Source organism: Synechococcus sp. Nb3U1 (assembly GCF_021533835.1).
GTDB lineage: Bacteria > Cyanobacteriota > Cyanobacteriia > Thermostichales > Thermostichaceae > Thermostichus.
In genome coordinates, this window is the sequence record NZ_JAKFYQ010000003.1 from 341,591 (window position 1) to 358,937 (window position 17,347).

General features: G+C 54.3%; 14 protein-coding genes. 7 read left to right on the top strand and 7 right to left on the bottom strand.

Annotation, left to right across the window (positions count from 1 at the left end):
- Positions 1-341: 341 nt before the first annotated feature.
- From L1047_RS15980 to L1047_RS15995, 4 genes are all read right to left on the bottom strand, one after another.
- Positions 342-860: a hypothetical protein gene (locus tag L1047_RS15980; RefSeq protein WP_235280072.1), complete on the bottom strand. Its 519-nt coding sequence runs from the start codon at positions 858-860 to the stop codon at positions 342-344.
- Between the two features lie 232 nt (positions 861-1,092).
- Positions 1,093-2,382: a response regulator gene (locus L1047_RS15985; protein ID WP_235280073.1), complete on the bottom strand. Its 1,290-nt coding sequence runs from the start codon at positions 2,380-2,382 to the stop codon at positions 1,093-1,095.
- 151 nt (positions 2,383-2,533) lie between these two features.
- Complete coding sequence (locus L1047_RS15990; protein WP_235280074.1) at positions 2,534-3,292, bottom strand: SIMPL domain-containing protein; 759 nt, start codon at positions 3,290-3,292, stop codon at positions 2,534-2,536.
- A gap of 247 nt (positions 3,293-3,539) precedes the next feature.
- Positions 3,540-3,848: a hypothetical protein gene (locus tag L1047_RS15995; protein ID WP_235280075.1), complete on the bottom strand. Its 309-nt coding sequence runs from the start codon at positions 3,846-3,848 to the stop codon at positions 3,540-3,542.
- Between the two features lie 167 nt (positions 3,849-4,015).
- Here L1047_RS15995 and L1047_RS16000 point away from each other — a divergent pair, with 167 nt between their 5' ends.
- Positions 4,016-4,273, top strand: coding sequence for a DUF4404 family protein (locus tag L1047_RS16000; protein WP_235280076.1), 258 nt, complete (start codon positions 4,016-4,018; stop codon positions 4,271-4,273).
- 49 nt (positions 4,274-4,322) lie between these two features.
- Positions 4,323-4,733 carry a hypothetical protein gene (locus tag L1047_RS16005; protein ID WP_235280077.1) on the top strand — a complete coding sequence of 137 codons (411 nt, stop codon included), beginning with the start codon at positions 4,323-4,325 and terminating at the stop codon, positions 4,731-4,733.
- Positions 4,734-4,793: 60 nt separating this feature from the next.
- Here the strand turns inward: L1047_RS16005 and L1047_RS16010 are convergent, their stop codons facing one another.
- Together L1047_RS16010 and L1047_RS16015 are read right to left on the bottom strand one after the other, a co-directional pair.
- The gene (locus L1047_RS16010; RefSeq protein WP_235280078.1) at positions 4,794-5,021 is read right to left on the bottom strand and encodes a DUF2555 domain-containing protein; all 228 of its coding nucleotides are present in this window, start codon (positions 5,019-5,021) and stop codon (positions 4,794-4,796) included.
- 123 nt (positions 5,022-5,144) lie between these two features.
- Entirely contained in the window at positions 5,145-5,495 is a 351-nt protein-coding gene (locus tag L1047_RS16015; protein WP_235280079.1) for a hypothetical protein, read from the bottom strand.
- A gap of 240 nt (positions 5,496-5,735) precedes the next feature.
- On the opposite strand from L1047_RS16015, the gene gltX reads away from it, so the two are divergent.
- From gltX to L1047_RS16035, 4 genes are all read left to right on the top strand, one after another.
- On the top strand, positions 5,736-7,172 hold the full coding sequence (gene gltX / locus L1047_RS16020) for a glutamate--tRNA ligase (RefSeq protein ID WP_235280080.1): 1,437 nt from the start codon (positions 5,736-5,738) through the stop codon (positions 7,170-7,172).
- 47 nt (positions 7,173-7,219) lie between these two features.
- Entirely contained in the window at positions 7,220-7,660 is a 441-nt protein-coding gene (locus tag L1047_RS16025; RefSeq protein ID WP_235280081.1) for a GNAT family N-acetyltransferase, read from the top strand.
- A 126-nt stretch (positions 7,661-7,786) separates the two neighbouring features.
- Complete coding sequence (locus tag L1047_RS16030) at positions 7,787-12,406, top strand: GAF domain-containing protein (protein ID WP_235280082.1); 4,620 nt, start codon at positions 7,787-7,789, stop codon at positions 12,404-12,406.
- 172 nt (positions 12,407-12,578) lie between these two features.
- The gene (locus tag L1047_RS16035) at positions 12,579-13,643 is read left to right on the top strand and encodes an isocitrate/isopropylmalate dehydrogenase family protein (protein WP_235280083.1); all 1,065 of its coding nucleotides are present in this window, start codon (positions 12,579-12,581) and stop codon (positions 13,641-13,643) included.
- Positions 13,644-13,860: 217 nt separating this feature from the next.
- Here L1047_RS16035 and L1047_RS16040 read toward each other — a convergent pair whose 3' ends face one another.
- Positions 13,861-15,297, bottom strand: a complete 1,437-nt coding sequence (locus L1047_RS16040; protein WP_235280084.1) for a DUF2079 domain-containing protein — start codon at positions 15,295-15,297, stop codon at positions 13,861-13,863.
- 591 nt (positions 15,298-15,888) lie between these two features.
- Between L1047_RS16040 and L1047_RS16045 the strand changes: the two genes are divergently transcribed.
- The gene (locus tag L1047_RS16045; RefSeq protein ID WP_235280085.1) at positions 15,889-17,277 is read left to right on the top strand and encodes a dihydrolipoyl dehydrogenase family protein; all 1,389 of its coding nucleotides are present in this window, start codon (positions 15,889-15,891) and stop codon (positions 17,275-17,277) included.
- Positions 17,278-17,347: the final 70 nt, after the last annotated feature.

The following is a 17,347-nucleotide window of genomic DNA, read 5'->3' on the forward strand; positions in this document are numbered from 1 at the left end:
GCCAAAAACCTCTGGATGAGCCAGCGTTTTCCCTTCAAGTTCTGCTTGTTAAGGGGCGTTACACAATGGCAAGAGTGCCAAAGGAGGCAAATCTACAGCTCTTTCTCGGGTTTGCTATAACAGCGCTTGTGTCCATAACTCAGTGGAACAGAGCTCCAGTGGTGGTGCCACCCACTGAGGCTGACCCTGTGTAAGGTGACTGGCGTTGCCCTATGAGCCGCTATAGGCGAAGGCACTAGCGTACCCCTGAGGTAAAGGGCAGTAACACTCTAAAAGACTCCGTCTCACTTGCGTGAAAGTGTGTGCAAGGATAGTGTAGCGTCGTCCAGCCGCACTGGTTATCAATGCTGCGAAGGAGGAGTCCCCAAAGATGGAGCAAGGGCATGCTCTTCTTCAATGCGACCAATAGTTTGCTGATAACGATGGCGCCAATGAACTAAAGACTCATCCGAAATACAATCAATAACTACTTTGATCTCTTGGATCATTTCGTAAGCTTTATCAAATTTCTTCTGGGTTTGTTTTTCCAAATCGGGCTGTTGAAGTTGAACTATGTGGAGACTCATTTTGATGGTTTGCAGCCGATTTTTGATCAAATCCTCTAGCATTTCTCGAATCTGCTCGATTGCCTCCTGTCTCACCCGTCGTTGTCGCCGCCGCAGCAACCAGAAGAGAATTCCATGAATAATGCCGACCATTGTTGCAGAGATGGCAGTGGCTATCCAAAATGAGATCCTCATCTGGCTGGCAATAATACCGATCAAGAAGATGAGCAACAACCCTACCGCAGTCAAAATCAACTCAATGTTGCTAAGGAAAGTTCTATAGGCTCTGGACCAGTTACCATTCACAGTTACCATTCATAGGAACTCAACAGAAACTCAACATCTCAATCAAATAAAGCTGTATCTACAGCTGTTGCAAAGCCCATCGACTACTCGTATACTCACTCATAATTTTTTCATAATTTTATGATTCTATGGCCTATAGTATAATTCACAATATTCTCATAGAATACATAAAATACAAAAATAAATATAGTACTACAAAAATAAATATAGTACCGGCGAGGGTAGTGAGCCTGACTCAAAACTAGCGAGAAATTCTCTTGAGCAGTCGCCTGAGGGAGCGCTTAAGGGGCTTGCGACGAATTTTTCGCTTTAGCCGGCGTTGTAGAGGTTTTTTGGCTGTTTCGACCCTGGGCTGAAAGGGATCCGGAGGGGTGGAAGCGAAAGTCAATCGGTGTTGCAGCTGAAGGGTTTCGGACTCTAGCGCTTTGAATTCTAGCTGGCAACTCTCTAGCTCCTGCCGGAGGATTCGGTTCTCCTGCTCAAGTTGCTGGATGTGCTTCAGGAGTTTCTCTTGATCAACCACCGGGGTCGCAGAAGTGAGCACCGAGCTGTGTAAGTTCTTGCTGTCTCGCATCGCCTGAGCGGCCCGTCGCAAGAAAGCAACCCCCTTGGGATCATCGTTGTCCATGAGGCTGGCGGCCCCAAAATGCAGCTGCACCGGCAGAGCTTGTCCACTCACCACAAAGGGATCCTGAATCATCCGCTGACAGCAGCGTTCGGCGGCAATTTGTGTGGCGGCTAGGGTGCTCCCAGGGAGCAGAATGATGAACTGACCCTCGTCATAGCAAAACAGATCATCTCCCTCGCGCAGGTTGTTGGCCAGACGATCCGTAAAGAGCTTGAGAAGGGCAGTCCGAGCTTGGGCATCCAACCCTTGGCTAAGAGAGCTGAGGTTGGCTAAGCGCAGCACAAACAAACTGAGGGGTTCTGATTGAGCACGGGCTTGAGCCACCCGCGAGGGCAAACGGGTCACCAAATCCTGACGATTGCCCACCTCCAAACCAATCGACTTTACGGGGGATGGAACTTGTTTTTGCCCCGTTTTGATCAGGTGTTGCTGGCGGCGACTTTCCACAATGCGCAGGCCTGCTCGCACCCGAGTCATCAACTCTGCCGATTGAAACGGCTTGGAGAGGAACTCATCGGCCCCCGCCTCCAAAGCCCGCTCCATATTATCGTTGCCCTCACGGGCAGTCATGATGATGTAGTACACCCAGGCATACTCTGGGGATTGCCGCAACTGCCGACAGAGATCCAAGCCATTCAGAGAGGGCATCACCCAGTCGGCGATGATCAGATCCGGCGGTTGACGACGAATTTGCTCCAGAGCCGAAGAACCATCCAAAGCATAGGAAATGCTGCAGCCCTGCTTGCCCAAAAAGTTGGACAACATCTCCGCCACCATGTAGCTATCGTCCACAATCAGGACGTGAGCCCGGATGCTACTGTCTTCGCCTTTGCTAGAAACAGAGCTTGCCTGAGCGCTCTCAGACGTGGCAGTTGCAGCAACGCTCTCCGGACTGGGATCCATGGGCAAACCAGAGCAGGGTGGAGAAAAAGCCGAGGATGGTCAGTCACCCGCAGACTTTCCATCGTTATTCTAAGCGGTTGGTATCGATAGCAGCTTCAAATCTGCTTGGATTGTTCCGGGCAATTTGTGGTTGTGGTTGCTCAAGCCGGATTTAGTATCGAATCTCTAGGGTGACCTGGGCACGTACATTTTGTTCTCCCCCCTCCACGGGTGTAGAAGCTATCTCGGAGCGGGCAAAATCCGCACTGGCTGCCAGGGGGATGGGGGGTGGCGAAATACGGCCATCGCTGTGGATCTGAATGCGTTCAACTGAACCGAGGGTGAGATTCAAGGCTCCCAACACATCCTGAGCTTGGCGTTGCGCATCTTCCACCGCTTGGGCCAAAGCACGGCTTCGCGCCTCCACCAGAGCGGCATCGTCTGCCCGGAAGTTGACCGATTCCACCTGAGTGGCTCCAGCCGCCACTGCTTCATCCAGTACTTGTCCGGCACTGGCCACAGGCACCTCGAACTGGACGCTGTTTTGCCCTTGTACCCCCGTCAATCGAGACTGGCCATCTCGATAGTCGTATTGCGGATACAGGGAGATCCCCGTGGTTTGCAGAGCATTGACCTGTAGCTCTTTGAGGCGAGTCACCAGGCGCTCTGAGCTTTCTGCCACCTGCTGCTGTACGGTTTGGGCCGAGTTTCCTCGGAGTATTACCCCCAAGCGAATTTGGGCAATAGAAGTCTCGACTTGAGTGGATCCCTGCCCTGTCACTGTTAATATCCGGGATCCCTCCCCAGAACTGGCCATAACCCCTCCACCCCCGATCAAGTTCCAACCCAGCAGCGCCACTGCCAGCACCATGCCCAGCCACGCACCCCCCTTCAGGGATCCCGATGGCAGCCATTTTCGAAAAGGATTCATGTCTTGGTTCCCCTTAAGTGAGATGGATTGCCGGATGAGGGTTTGTGGCGATTCAGTGCTTATTCAAACGCTATCTATATCCAGCGTGTGATCTGATCCAATCTTGTCTTCGGAGGCCGCGGATAGGGCAGAAGCGCATACTTAGTGGAAACCAAGCGTCAGCTCATCCTCTCTAATGCACCGCCCTGGGCTGACAGAAAGCTTAAAGATGAACAGGAGTAGCGCCTGCCTTGAGTTGACCTCACCCTCACTCCCAGCGATCTTCCACCCGATCCGACCATAAACCCCACCACCAACCTCCCAGCCTCACCCAGCCAGTGCGTTCCCGCCCCCAAGAATCCCTGACCCGTACATAAAACACCCGCTGATAGCGAGAAGTAGTCCAGAAAAAAGGCCCCCGCCGCCAGTACCGTGCCTCTTGGCTCAGGATCTGATAGCCATGCTCTGCTGCCCAGCGCTGAAGCAATTCTTGGCTCCGTTTCTGCTGCCAAAAAATACTCCAAATACCAAAGCTGATCGCAGCCAGCACCAACAGCAGCAAAGCCAGATCAGACATGAAAGGGAAGCGGGTATGCAAAAGAGGCCGCTACTGCCAATCTTAAGATGGCCCATCCAGAGGGTGGATCCCTTGGCTGTAAAAGTTAACCGACTGTTGTGAGGGATCCCTGGTCAACCGCGTATGATCGAGATGGGTGGTCAGAATCTATCAGGATCTATTCGAGAATGGCCGAATCGAAACTGCGGCAACTACTGCACAATCTAGATGCCGAACTGCAAAAAACTCCTGGTCTGGATGAGAAGCAGCGACAACAGATTGCCTCCATCCGTCAAGAAGTGGAAGCTGTATTGGCTGAAATGGGATCCCCAACCCAGAGCAAAGATCGCATCGGAGAAGCTGTCGGACTCTTTGAAACCTCTCACCCAAAGCTCACTCTGATTTTGGAGCAGGTGATCGACACGCTGGCAGGAATGGGTTTTTAATTCACCCTATTCACAGCTCAAGGTTTACCGGAAAGGCTCAAGAAGCAAAATGAACAGCCAGAGTCAGGATCGCTTAGATCGGGTGGAGCAATTGCTGGTTGGGGTAGCTGAACAAACCACGGCCAACACCCATGCCATTGCTCAAATGCGAGAGGCCATCCGGGAGAGCCGCGCCGAATTTGCCAAGCAAGTCGCCACCAATGCTCAAGGGCTGAGAGAGCTGCAGCAAGTTGTCAGCGAGACTCGCTCTGATCTAGCTCACTTTGCCGAATGGGCTGAGGAAGTCACTCAAATGTTGGTTAGGCTCACAGCTCTCCAGGAAAGACAAGACCTCGCCCTAGAAGAGATGCGCCGACATCATGCAGAAGCTGACCAAGGATTTTATGTCCTGCTTGAGGAGGTGCGCTACCTGGTTCGCCGGCCAGACCAGCCGCCGGGGCCACCACCGGATTCAGCCTAAAGTCGCACCTAAAGTCGCATCGGGAATTTCGGAATTCCTCAGCAGAATTGAAGGGCAGTTCTAATCCTCATCCACCTCCCATTCCAGCAGGTGTGCATAGGGAGCCACCAAACTGGGGGTATGAAAGGCAATGGCTCGCAGGGCATGCCAGTCTTCCAAACAGCCAAAGACGGTCGGATAATCATTGCGTTCCAACCGTTCTGCAATGGCTGCCACATCAGATTCGGTAAACTGGCGGGGATCCGCCCCCTCGACCGGAGCTTCAATCATTTTGGATCGAGCAGACATAGGCAGCCTGAACACGCTACAACCCGATCTTAGCCTCTTTGCCCAGAAGCCCCTCGCCGGGAATGCGGATTTGTACAGGTTCTACATACTACCTGTACTATCTGCCCAGATTGATTGTCTGACCTAGCGCAAGATTTCAAAATCTAGAACAGGCTCTGTTTGGGTGACGCGGTAATACCCTGCCTGGGTGCGAACCGAGGCTTGATAGGGGCTAGGCAAATCTAGAGACCGCAGGGGTGGGGCGCTAGTACGCTGATCCAACAGGGTGGTGAAGTAGGTGGTGGTTTGTCGAGCTTGGGAACGCACCACCTCTTCGGGGTAAACAACCGGGTCAACATCCCTGCCCGTATCCAACAAAATCGCATCCAGGGCGTTGCCCACTGGATAGGAAGGATAAGCCATTTGGGCAAAAGCAGATCCAAATGGGATCCCAGCAGACAGACAGCCCAGGGCAATTGCCAAAGTTAGACGCATGTGTGTGATTCCTCTTGCGCGACAGCTCGTTCCTCAACACCAGAAAAGAGGGGATTCCGATATCGCTAATCAGCTCTCATCCCCACAAAACCTACATTTTGACCGGCAGATGAAGCCGATTCTACTCGAAATGTTCAAATCGGCAAGGGTTTCAGGTGGAGCGGCTGAATATTACCCCAACATGACAAAGGATCCCACCGCCGACTAGGATCTGAATGCTCTGCTCGGGATCCCCCGCCTGTGACTGTTCGTGTTCGCATCGCCCCTAGCCCCACCGGGAATTTGCACATTGGTACCGCCCGGACGGCGGTGTTCAACTGGCTGTATGCCCATCGTCACGGCGGCAAGTTTGTTTTGCGCATCGAAGATACCGACCGTGATCGCTCTTTACCCCGCTACACTCGCAACATTCTGGCCGGATTGGCTTGGTTGGGGCTGGACTGGGATGAGGGGCCGATTTATCAATCCAACCACATCGAACGCTATCAGGCAGTTGTACAGCAGCTTCTGGAGCAGGGGTTGGCCTATCGCTGCTATGTCAGCGAGGCAGAACTGGAGGAAATGCGCACCGCTCAAAAAGCCGCCGGCAAGGCCCCCCGCTACGATAACCGCCATCGATTCTTAACCGATGCCCAACGAAAAATCTACGAGGCCGAGGGGCGGCAGCCGGTGATCCGCTTCAAAATCGAGGAGCCGTTGGAGGTCTCTTGGGTAGATTTGATTCGGGGGCAGATTACCTGGAATACCCAGGATTTGGGGGGGGATATGGTGATCGCGCGGGCGGATGGCTACCCCCTCTACAATTTGGCCGTGGTGGTGGATGACATCGACATGGCCATTACCCATGTGATTCGCGGCGAAGATCACATCGGCAATACACCGAAGCAAATTTTGCTCTACCGTGCCCTCGGCCACGAACCACCCCAATTTGCCCACTCCCCCTTGATTTTGAACCCGGAAGGGAAGAAGCTCTCCAAACGGGATGGGGCGACATCTGTGGCGGAGTTTCAGCAGATGGGCTTTTTGCCGGAAGCCCTGAAAAACTATTTGGCCCTGCTCAGTTGGTCACCCCCGGATGGGGAGGAGATTTTCTCGATTGAAAAAGCGGCCACGCTGTTTGATTTCGACCGGGTAACACGCTCGGCGGCCCGCTTCGACTGGGATAAGCTCAACTGGATCAACAGCCAGTACATCAAACAGCTCTCCCCAACAGAGCTAGTGGAGCGGCTCAGCCCCTTTTGGCAGGCGGCAGGGTTGGATCTAGCCACAGTGCCGGATCCCGCTTGGCTAGAGGATTTGGCTCGCCTCATTGCCGATGGCATCGACCGCCTGACGGATGCCCCGCCCCTGAGTCGCTTTTTGTTGCAGGATCCCCTTAGCTACACCTTGCCGGCTTTGGAGCAATTGCGGATCTCGGGGGTGGCCGAGGCTATGGCCGCGATGGCAGACATTTTAGCCAGTGCCGATCTACCCGAGATTTCGGTAGACAGTTTGAAACTACTGGTGGATCAGGTGGCCAAAGCGCAGGGGATGAAAAAGGGGGTGCTGATGAAAAGTTTGCGGGCGGCTCTAACGGGGGATTTGCAGGGGCCGGATTTGATGGAATCTTTTGTGCTGCTGCAGCGGCGGGGTTGGGCCTTGGGGCGGCTAGAGAGGGTGCAGAAGTTGGTCAATTAGAGTTTCCATTGGGCGCAAGCTAACGCAAGCTAAAAAGGTACCCTCCCATGCAGGCAATAAAAGCCGAGCAAATTTATCTAGCGCAGGATACAGAGCAACTCCAGCGGTGTTTTGCAGTGATTCGGCAGCTACGCCCTCATCTCAGTTGGGAAACTTTTCTTCCCCAAGTGCAACGACAACAAGTAGCAGGCTATCGTCTAGCTTACTTGGAAGCTCACGGCTCTATCTGTGGGGTAGCAGGGTTTCGTCTGCTAGAGTCACTTTCGAGTGGCAAGTTTTTGTACGTGGATGATTTGGTAATAGATGCTGAGCAACGCTCACGTGGGTATGGGGCGGCTTTGTTGGATTGGCTCATCGCCTATGCCCGTACAGAAGGATGCTGCAGCCTTGAACTTGACAGTAGTGTACAGCGAGCAGAAGCTCACCGATTTTATTTTCGGCAGCGACTGCACATTAGTGGCTATCACTTCAGTTTGAGCTTGGAGTAGCAACGGCCACTGTGCAGGAGAACACGCGGGGGGAAGGGATCCCTTTTATGATTGTGATCGAGCCAATAGGTCGTGTTCTCTAGCTGGCCCAACCCTGGTTGCCCTTGAGTTGGGTCTCTGGCCGCTATGTCTTTTGTAGAGGGTTTGGATCCCGCTTTGTTGGTACAGCTTCAGGCTGCCAACCAAATTGTGCAGGAATTGGTGTTGCTGGCTTCCCAACCGCCTTCTGAAGCCGGTGAGTTGGAGCATCGCCTGCTGAAGCTGGCGGAAACTCTAGTGCAGCAGGTGGTCAGTCGCCTGGGGGCTGCCTCTGCCCGCATTTGGTTTTTCGACCCGCAGCAGGGGTGTTTTCAGTCGGTGGCTCATGCTGGCCTAGTGAGTCCGGCACAAGAACAGGTACAGCGCATTTACCCCGATAGCAGCCCTTTGGGTCGTGTGGCGCAGCAGGGGTTGCCACTGTTGAGCAACCATCCGGCCCAAGAACCCTGGATGCCCGCCCCCGAGTGGGTGGAAGCCAATCACTTACGCAGCTTTGTCGCCTACCCGATCAATCGGGGTGAGGAGCGATTGGGGGCCTTGGCCCTATTTAGCCGTATCCCTTTGGATGGCAACTTTTTGGAGGTGGCGAAGTTTCTGTGTTCCTACACTGCTAGCGCCATCATCAACGCACAGCTGTTGGAGCGCAGCCAGCGGCAGGCGGCCCGAGAGGCTTTGTTAAACCGCATCACCAATACCGTTCATCGCTCGTTGCACTGGGATCAGATCGTAACCACGGCTCTGCAGGAGCTACAGCAAACTCTTTTGCCTTCCGGAATCAGGGGGCTGAGTCGCTGCTGTTTTTATAGCCTTAACTCCAACCACCAGACGATTCAAGTGACCCACGAGGCCCACAGTGCCAGGTTAACCTCTTCGCTGGGCCAAGTCTACCCCATGCAGGATTTTGGCCCTCTGTGTGAGCCGTTGCGCCAAGGGGAGGTGGTACAACTGGCTCTACCCCAGGAGCCAGGTCAGGCTCTCTTGCCGCCGGAGGGATTGGCCGCTTTTCAGGCTTTGGAAGCTCGCTCGGTGGTGTTGATCCCGGTGCAGTCGGTCGGCTCGGCGGGGGTGGAGTTTTTTGAAGCTGGGTCGGAGGATCTCCATCTAGGTGGGTCGGCCCCAGAGCCGGAGGGGATGATCGGCTTGCTGGGGGTATACATGACCACGCCCCACTCTTGGCAATCGGAGGAGATCGAGTTGTTGCGCTCGGTGGCCTATCAACTGGCGATCGCTCTAACTCGCTCCAGCTTGTTCAATCATGCCCATCAGCAGACGGAACGGTTGGCCCTGCTGCATTCGATCACCGCGGCGATTCGCTCCAGCTTGGAACCGACCACCCTTTTCCATGCCATTACCCAGCAGATCGGGGCGGCTTTTCAGGCGGATGTCTGTACCCTGGCTCTCTGGCAGCCGGAAGAGGAGCTCTTGCACCCCGTCGGCATCTATGCGCCGCAGCTCACCCCGGCCCAATTGGAAGCCCTCCTACCAGGGATGGCTTTACTGGCGGGATCCCCAGAACACCCTTGGGTAGAGCCCGGGATCCCCCAGGCGTTGCCAGAAACCATCAAAGCCAAGTTGCGCTTGGGGGGCAGTTTGCTGATCCATTTGACAGAGCCTGTGGTTCTGCCGGATCCGAAGGCAGTACACTGCTTGGCGGATTTGGAGCCGCGGCGTCAGGGCAGTGGGCTGTTGTTGGTACCCCTCTTCGCGGCGGGAAACCCCGGTCTTGCTATGCAAGGTGCGGAGCACCATGGGCAGGAACTTTTGGGGGGCATTGCCCTAATGCGGCATCCTCAACCGGGCTCCCTAATCCCTCCCCCTTGGCAGGCGGACGATCTGGAACTGGCGGAAGCGGTGGCCGAGCAGGCGGCTATGGCCATTGGTCAGGCACGCCTCTTAAAGCAAACCCAGCACCTCCTGGCACAAACCCGGCAGCAGGCGGAACAGGCTTCGTTGCTCAACCGCATGACCGACCGGATTCGTCATTCTTTAGATCTGGATGAAATTTTGCAGTCGGCGGTGGAGGAAGTGGGCCAAGCTCTGCGAGCTTGCCGGGCTCAATTTGTCTTTTTTGACCCTGCCCAGGAGACCGGCACGTTTCGTTATGCTTACGCCCGACCGGGTATTGATAGCTGGCAAGGCCGTTCCATTCCCATCCGTGCTAACCCGATTGCTCCCTACCTGGAGGCCCAGTCGGATCCCTTGGAAATTCGCATTTGGTCGGGGCTAGAAAGTTTCGACTGGGAGAGTCGCAGACGTTTTCAGGAGGCGGGGGTGAGAACGGTGATCTCCGCCAGTTTGCAACTGGGATCCGGCACATTTGGGGTACTGAGCGTGCATCGTTGTTATGCCGACTATCTTGCTACGCAAGGTGCGGAGCACCATCTTGCTACGCAAGGTGCGGAGCACCATGGCCAAGCTGGGGAGCAGCCTGCCTGCTTAGAGGATTGGTCAGATGCAGATCAAAGGCTATTGCGATTGGTGGCGGAGCAACTGATTTTGGCCATTACCCATTCCCGTCTCTACGAAAAAACCCAGCAACAGGCTCGCCGCGAGACCTTGCTGAATGAGTTGACCGCCCAGATTCGCACCTCCTTGGAACCGCGCCAGGTGTTGTACTCCATCGTCCGTTCTTTGGAGGCAGCTCTGCAGCTGGATGGGAGAGCACAGAGGGGGGGTGAACCCGGCCCACAGGGATCCCGTGACCGCTGTGAGATCATCCTTTACCGTTCGCAGCCCAGCGTGCGGCAGGACTGGGTCGAGCATTGCCACTCTTTTTTGCGCTGGATAGATACCCGCCCTCTGACGGATGGAACACCCTTTACAGAGGGGCTGGCCCAGATGCGGCAGCCGATTGTCTGGTCGGAGGGGATATTTGTGCGTGGTGCTCTGAGGAGGGAGGATCTCCTTCAGGAAATGCCGATCCCCTTTCATTCCTTTCGGGATCCACGGTTGGTGCTGCATACGCCCCAGCAGGGGCAAGCGGGGGATCGCTTTTTAGAGGCCCATCTGGAGTTTTGCCTGATGCACCCCGAGATTTACGAGCTGTTGCGGCGGGGGGAACCGTTTCTGCTCAAGGATGCCCAGCGGGATCCTATCTACCCGGATTTGGGCGAAGAGATGGCGGAGCGGCTGCGACACTTTTTCCAAGTATTGGCGATTCGCAGCATGGCCTTAATTCCGATTCGTCAGGAGGGAGAGTTGATCGGTACCATCGCCCTGATCGCCGCTCCTCAACCCCGGGAGTTTCGCCTGGAGGAGCTGTCTTTGGCGATGGCGGTGGCCGAACAGGCGGGGATCGCCCTCAAGCAGGCACAGCTCTACGAACAAACCCGCATCTCCGCCCAACGGGAAAGCCTCCTGCGCCAGATCGCCCAGCGCCTCAGCGCTACCTACGATCCCCATCAGGTGGTACAGATCGCGCTTGAGGGCATGGCCGATGCTTTGCAAATCAGCCAGTGTGACTTTATCGCCCTACAGGATCCCCATGCTGCAGAGTTGCCCAGCCGTTTTGCCCAGAAAGATCGCCTACCCACTCCCTCAGAACCTCTGAAAGTTTTGCAGGAATATCGCCGTCAACCCGGGATCCCTTCCCATTTGGGGCAGCCGCTACCTTCTGATTTAAATTGGCTGCTTTGGATCAATTGTTATGGCAGCCTCGATACCCTGCTGATTCAGGATGTCAACCAGTTCCCATTGCCTGTGCAAACCCGGCGTAATCTGCTGCAATCCGGGATCCGCTCGTTGCTATGTGTGCCCATGACCACCGATGCTGACCAGATTGCCGGCGTACTCTGTGCCTTCACTCCACCAGAAGCAACGGATACCAGCGACACCCTCATGCGCTCGGAAGGGGCTGGCTTCTCCGAAAGCGATATGGATTTGGTCAAGGCGCTGGCGGATATTGCGGCGGTGGCTCTCCAACGGGCCTTGTTTTACGAACGGGTACGGCGGCAGGAGGCAACGGCGGCAGCCTTGCGGGGTCTAACGGAAGGGCGGGAGGCAGAAAGTCGTCGGTTGGCAGCCGATCTGCACGACCAAACCCTGGCAGATCTGGGGGCCTTATCCCGGCAAATTCAGGAGCTTTCCTGCGATCCCACCGTTGGCCATTCCGGTCGGGATCAGTTACAAGTCATGAGTGCTCAACTGCGGGAGACTATCGCTGAGTTGCGCGGGATTGTCGAAGATTTACAACCGACAGCTATGCGGGCGTTTAACCTCGGCCCCGCCCTGCGTAGCCTCCTGGAACGTGCCGCCCAACGCTCGGCCTATCCCCTGGTGACCCGCTTTGATGATCGAGCCAATGGCCTGCTGTCACGCCTCAGCACCGCTTGCCAGAGCAGCATTTTTCGCATCGTACAAGAAGCCCTGAACAACATCGTCAAACATGCGAGGGCGCAGCGGATTGATGTCACCATCCAGCCGAGGGCTTTGGGAACGGGTACCCCCGTAAAAGATGATGGCGCCCTACCCTCCTTCACACCTCAGGATCTCTATACTCACTTGGAATTAAAGATCATCGATGATGGCCAGGGCATGCCGCAATTGGATGACGAGACGGATCCCACCGAACCCCCGACCCGCGGACATGGATTACTCAACATGCGCTACCGAGCGGAATTGATCGGGGCGATGATTGCTTGGCGAAGCCGCCGCTTTGGCAGTGGTACTGTGGTGGAGTTGCTCGTACCTTTGCCGCCACGCCCTTGAGAGATTCAGAGGGATCCGATCCATCCTAGATTGCCCGACACAGTAGCTGACGTATCATTCCCAATTCCAACATGATTTATAGTCATCTAAGCTCTGGGGATTCCTAGCCCGGTATGCCCCGAAGCAAGAACAACCTGCCACCTATCAACGCTGGGCTGTGAGGAGAACATCTGTGACCTATCGTGTGACCTTGATCCCTGGGGATGGTATCGGCCCGGAAGTGGCCAAAGCGATGACCACCGTACTGGATGCGACGGGGATCCCGTTTGAATGGATCCCGGTGGATGCGGGAGTGGATGTGATCGAAAAATACGGCACTCCCTTGCCGCCGCAGGTGTTGGAGTCGATTCGAGAAACCAAGCTGGCGATCAAAGGCCCAATTGGCACCCCTGTGGGAACCGGCTTTCGTTCGGTGAATGTCGCCATTCGCAAAGAGCTGGATCTATACGCTAACCTGCGCCCAGCCAAATCCATGATTGGCGTCAAAAGCCCGTTTCAAAATATCGACTTGGTGGTGGTGCGGGAAAACACCGAAGATCTCTACGCCGGTATTGAGTTTGAGCGCGGCAGTGCTGAGGCAGCCCAGGCGCGAGAACAGATGATGCAGCTGTCTGGCAAACCGATCCGGGAGGGATCCGCCATTGGCATCAAACCTATCTCTGATTTCGGTAGCCGCCGCATTGTCCAATTTGCCTTCGACTATGCCCAACAGAATGGCCGCAAAAAAGTGACAGCGGTGCATAAGGCCAACATTATGAAGTTCACGGATGGCTTGTTCCTGGAGGTAGCCCGTGATGTTTCCAAAGATTACCCCGATATTGAATTCGAAGACCGCATTGTGGACAACATGTGCATGCAGTTGATGCAGAAGCCAGAACTCTACGATGTATTGGTACTGACCAATCTCTACGGCGATATCATTTCCGATCTATGCGCGGGGATGATCGGCGGGTTGGGGGTAGCCCCAGGGGCGAATATTGGCGATGGCATGGCGGTGTTCGAGGCCATTCATGGCTCAGCACCCAAGTATGCCGGACAAAATAAGGTCAACCCGGTGGCGTTGATCCTGTCTGGGGTGATGATGTTGCGCTACCTGGGGGAACGGGAAGCGGCTGAGAAGGTGGAAGCAGCGGTTCAGACGGTGATTGCGGAAGGCAAGCGGGTCACCTACGATCTAGCCAAAGGGGATCCCGTCGGTACTCAACAGATGGCGGAAGCGATCGCAGAGCGGCTATAGGCATGTTCACTGGTCTACTGGCTGAAGTCGGTAGCCCATACCATACCACTAGCGAATCCGCCAGTTGGCGATCATCTTCGACCAAGAGGATATGCATGGCTCCAGCTCAAATCTAAGATATAAAGTCTAAGATATAAAGCAAGTTAAGCCAAAATGCTCCACAGAACTGAGTGTAAGTCTACACCTCAGGGATTCCATCTTTATTGATTGATCTTGACTATCTGGATAACCTGGAGAATAAATACACTCCATCCTGGCGATAGAGAAGTTGAAACTGTTCTTCCCGCTGGAGTTCCCTAACCAAAGCATTAGAAAACGCTACACTGCTTCGCCAGCCTGGAAAACGACTATTCAACAAAACATAGTCAAAGGGATCCCATTGGATTGAGGCAGGCTCCTGAGATAATTTACTCTCATCGGTAAAATAGATAACTGAGCGATGGCTAAGATGTGGAGTTAGCTCATGGGTTGTTAACACTCCCCCTTTAGAAGCAACCTTAGAAATGGCCTGTCGAGTTGCCTGCCAAGTTTCTAAAGAGTTGAGATAGACGGATCCAAAAAAACCATATTTCCCCAAAACCAAAAAAGCCAATAGTGACCATGTTAAACCTATTTTTATAAAGCGGATTTTGAACGAAACTGTCCTCAGATTTTCGATGACTGCTAAGATTAAAAAGGGAATAATGGGCAGAACATAATGGTGAACTAGATCTCGATAGGCGGGATTGCTAGACAAGATATTAAGAATCAATGCAGGCAATGCCGGAAACAAGGGATCCCAATGTCGCCAAGAAAGGCCCCAAATTAAGGGCAAAATTAGCAAGAATACATAAAACAACGTGTCAACAGAAACCAGACGACTCACTATGAGCATTGGCTTAAAAAATAGGTTCTGAACGACCTCAACCACTGAGTTACCGAGATAACTATAGTGAGAGATGGCTGCCGGAGCACTACCACTAAATTGAGGAATAATCCAGAACACAGTAATGACAAACCACACCGATCCCAGCAGCACAGCCATCCAACCGACCATTTGACCTCTCTCTTGCCAGAAATCCTCAACTCGACGATGTTCCCAAATCAATATCCAGATCCCCAGGGCAATGACCGTCAAGGATAAGACAGCTTTGCAACTGAGGATCCCGACCAGGTATAGGCAGAACACTCGCACTTGGCCAGCTCGTACAGCCAATACGGCTGCCAACATCAGGGGAACAGCCAAGACCTCTGGATGAAAGTCAAAAAGGTTGGCGTTGAAAATGGCTGGATAAACCAAGTAAGCCCCTGCAATGAACAGAGCTTTCCTGTGACTTATAGTTGCTTGCAAGGCAAGGTGGTAGGTTGGTAGTGCCCCCAGAGCCAGTGCTAAGGCTTGGATCCCAAACAGCCAGTAGACAGAGGGAAAAATCCGATAAAGCAAGCTGATGGGATAAAGAATAAAGGCAGCATGATCTCCAAGTATATGAATACCTCGAATGGTGGAAAAAGGGAATTCTCCACGACTGATCAGATAAATAGATTGATCGAAAATGCCAAGATCATAGCCCCCAGACTGAAACAAGTGATGTCGAACTACACTACAACCAAAAAGGATGATGCAGGCGCAGGCTATCATCAGGTTCAATGATCGTTTTGAAGAGTCGTCTTTCATGAAACTCAGAGATGTTTAGCTTCAGCTAGGGTGACGATACCCTAAGTGGGGATCCCTTTTCGTTGCCAGAAATCACCTTGGCAGGCTCCCATCGGCAGAGCCTGGACAACAATTCCTCTCCTCCTGCAACATATCCAGGATTTGCTCCGAGCGGGGGTCTCCAGCACCATGTCCCGTACAACCACTGACCCGATGAGGTCTGAGGGCGACTAGGGCTTGCTGGGTATGAGCCGCTGGTACCACGGCAATTAGCTTCTCTTCATGGGCTAGGTAGAGGTAGCGGAGGGATCCTAGGAATCCGCTAGGCAATCGGAGTAGGTGGCTAGATCAGGCAGGATCCTCACCATTTTGACTTGTGTTATACGAGTTGCACTTACAGCCTTTTCCAGCGTTATCTGATACAGCAGATTCAGGTCAATCCCTTGCTCTATAAGTTTTTTGTCTAACTCAAGGGCCTGCGTAAGGCCGGAAAAGGCTCTATTTATCTCTCATTCAGCAAGACTTAAGCTCGTACTCATTCTCGACTTGTTTTAGCAACATAAAATTATCGATCGGCAAGGTGATCTTTCCTGCCCTAACGTGAGACCTTACATGGAAACCGCAGATTTGATTGTGATCGGGAGTGGCCAGGGGGGGATCCCTTTGGCGGTGGATTTTGCCAAGGCAGGAAAGCGGGTGGTGATGTTCGAGCGGGATGCCCTCGGTGGTAGCTGCGTGAACTATGGGTGTACCCCGTCCAAAGCCTTTTTGGCAGCAGCCCATGCGGCGGGGCGGGCACGGCAGGCAGCCAAATTGGGGATTCACGCCCACGTCCAAGTGGATGTTGCGGCGGTGATGGAGCGGGTGAGAGGGATCCGGGATCGCTTTAATCAAGGGGTGCAGCGTCGCTTGCATGGAGCTGGCGTCCGGGTGATTTGTGCCGAGGCATCCTTCACGGGGCCCGGTGTTGTCTCTGGGGGTGGAGTGACGGTGCAAGCTCCACGGATTGTGATCAGTACTGGCACTTCAGCGTTGATCCCACCCATTCCGGGTTTGGCCGGAACACCCTATTGGACCAATCGCACTATCTTTGACCTACAGACTTTACCCCAGCGGCTGTTGGTGCTCGGTGCTGGTTACATTGGTCTGGAGCTGGGGCAAGGCTTGGCTCGGTTGGGCAGTGAAACCCATTTGATCGTGCGGGGGGATCGGGTGCTGGCTCAGGAGGAACCCGATGTCAGCGCTACTTTGGCTGAGGCTCTCCACCAAGACGGGATCCGCTTGCATAGACAAGTGACGGTGGAGCAGGTGCACCATGCCGAGGGTCAACTGATCCTCCACTTAAGTAACGGCCAAACCCTGAGCGGGGATGCCCTGTTGGTGGTCATCGGGCGGCAACCCAACACAGATGCCCTGAACTTAGCTGCTGCCGGGGTGGAGTTGGATCCCAGGGGTTTCGTCAAAATCAATGACCAGTTCCAAACCACCTGTGCAGGCATCTATGCCATTGGGGATGTGGCTGGGCAACCTGCTTTCACCCATGTAGCCTGGGAAGATTACCGTCGGCTCACCGCGATTTTGTGTGGAGAGCCGCGTAGCCGCAGCGACCGCGTTCTGGGATATGCCATTTACACAGAGCCGCAAGTGGGTCGAGTGGGCCTGACCCTTGCACAAGCTCAGAAGCAGGGCTTTAATGCCCGCGCCGTGACCCTTCCCATGGCCCACATCGCCCGAGGCATCGAATGGGGGCACGATCTCGGCTTTTATCGCATGGTGATCGACCAAGACACCGACAGAATTTTGGGCGCGACATTAGTGGGCTATGAAGCGGCTGAGCTTGTCCATGTCTTCCTATCCCTGATGGAGGCGGGAGCAACCTGGCGGCTCTTAGAGCAGTCGGTGCATATTCATCCCACCTATGGTGAAGCCTTGCCCAGTTTGGCGCGGTTGCTGGTTGAGGAGAATCGGCCTCTGTGTCCTAACCTCTACCCGAGTCTTTAGCTTGATTGGCGGGTAGACCGCAGGTCGTTCCTAGCCCCGCACTGTACCTTCAGGTCAGTGTCGGGATGAA

What these genes read in the sequence shown, in the direction of transcription:
- L1047_RS15980 (WP_235280072.1), bottom strand. Translation starts at nt 860, where the DNA reads ATGGTAACTGTGAATGGTAACTGGTCCAGAGCCTATAGAACTTTCCTT.
- L1047_RS15985 (WP_235280073.1), bottom strand. Translation starts at nt 2,382, where the DNA reads ATGGATCCCAGTCCGGAGAGCGTTGCTGCAACTGCCACGTCTGAGAGC.
- L1047_RS15990 (WP_235280074.1), bottom strand. Translation starts at nt 3,292, where the DNA reads ATGAATCCTTTTCGAAAATGGCTGCCATCGGGATCCCTGAAGGGGGGT.
- L1047_RS15995 (WP_235280075.1), bottom strand. Translation starts at nt 3,848, where the DNA reads ATGTCTGATCTGGCTTTGCTGCTGTTGGTGCTGGCTGCGATCAGCTTT.
- L1047_RS16000 (WP_235280076.1), top strand. Translation starts at nt 4,016, where the DNA reads ATGGCCGAATCGAAACTGCGGCAACTACTGCACAATCTAGATGCCGAA.
- L1047_RS16005 (WP_235280077.1), top strand. Translation starts at nt 4,323, where the DNA reads ATGAACAGCCAGAGTCAGGATCGCTTAGATCGGGTGGAGCAATTGCTG.
- L1047_RS16010 (WP_235280078.1), bottom strand. Translation starts at nt 5,021, where the DNA reads ATGTCTGCTCGATCCAAAATGATTGAAGCTCCGGTCGAGGGGGCGGAT.
- L1047_RS16015 (WP_235280079.1), bottom strand. Translation starts at nt 5,495, where the DNA reads ATGCGTCTAACTTTGGCAATTGCCCTGGGCTGTCTGTCTGCTGGGATC.
- L1047_RS16025 (WP_235280081.1), top strand. Translation starts at nt 7,220, where the DNA reads ATGCAGGCAATAAAAGCCGAGCAAATTTATCTAGCGCAGGATACAGAG.
- L1047_RS16030 (WP_235280082.1), top strand. Translation starts at nt 7,787, where the DNA reads ATGTCTTTTGTAGAGGGTTTGGATCCCGCTTTGTTGGTACAGCTTCAG.
- L1047_RS16040 (WP_235280084.1), bottom strand. Translation starts at nt 15,297, where the DNA reads ATGAAAGACGACTCTTCAAAACGATCATTGAACCTGATGATAGCCTGC.
- L1047_RS16045 (WP_235280085.1), top strand. Translation starts at nt 15,889, where the DNA reads ATGGAAACCGCAGATTTGATTGTGATCGGGAGTGGCCAGGGGGGGATC.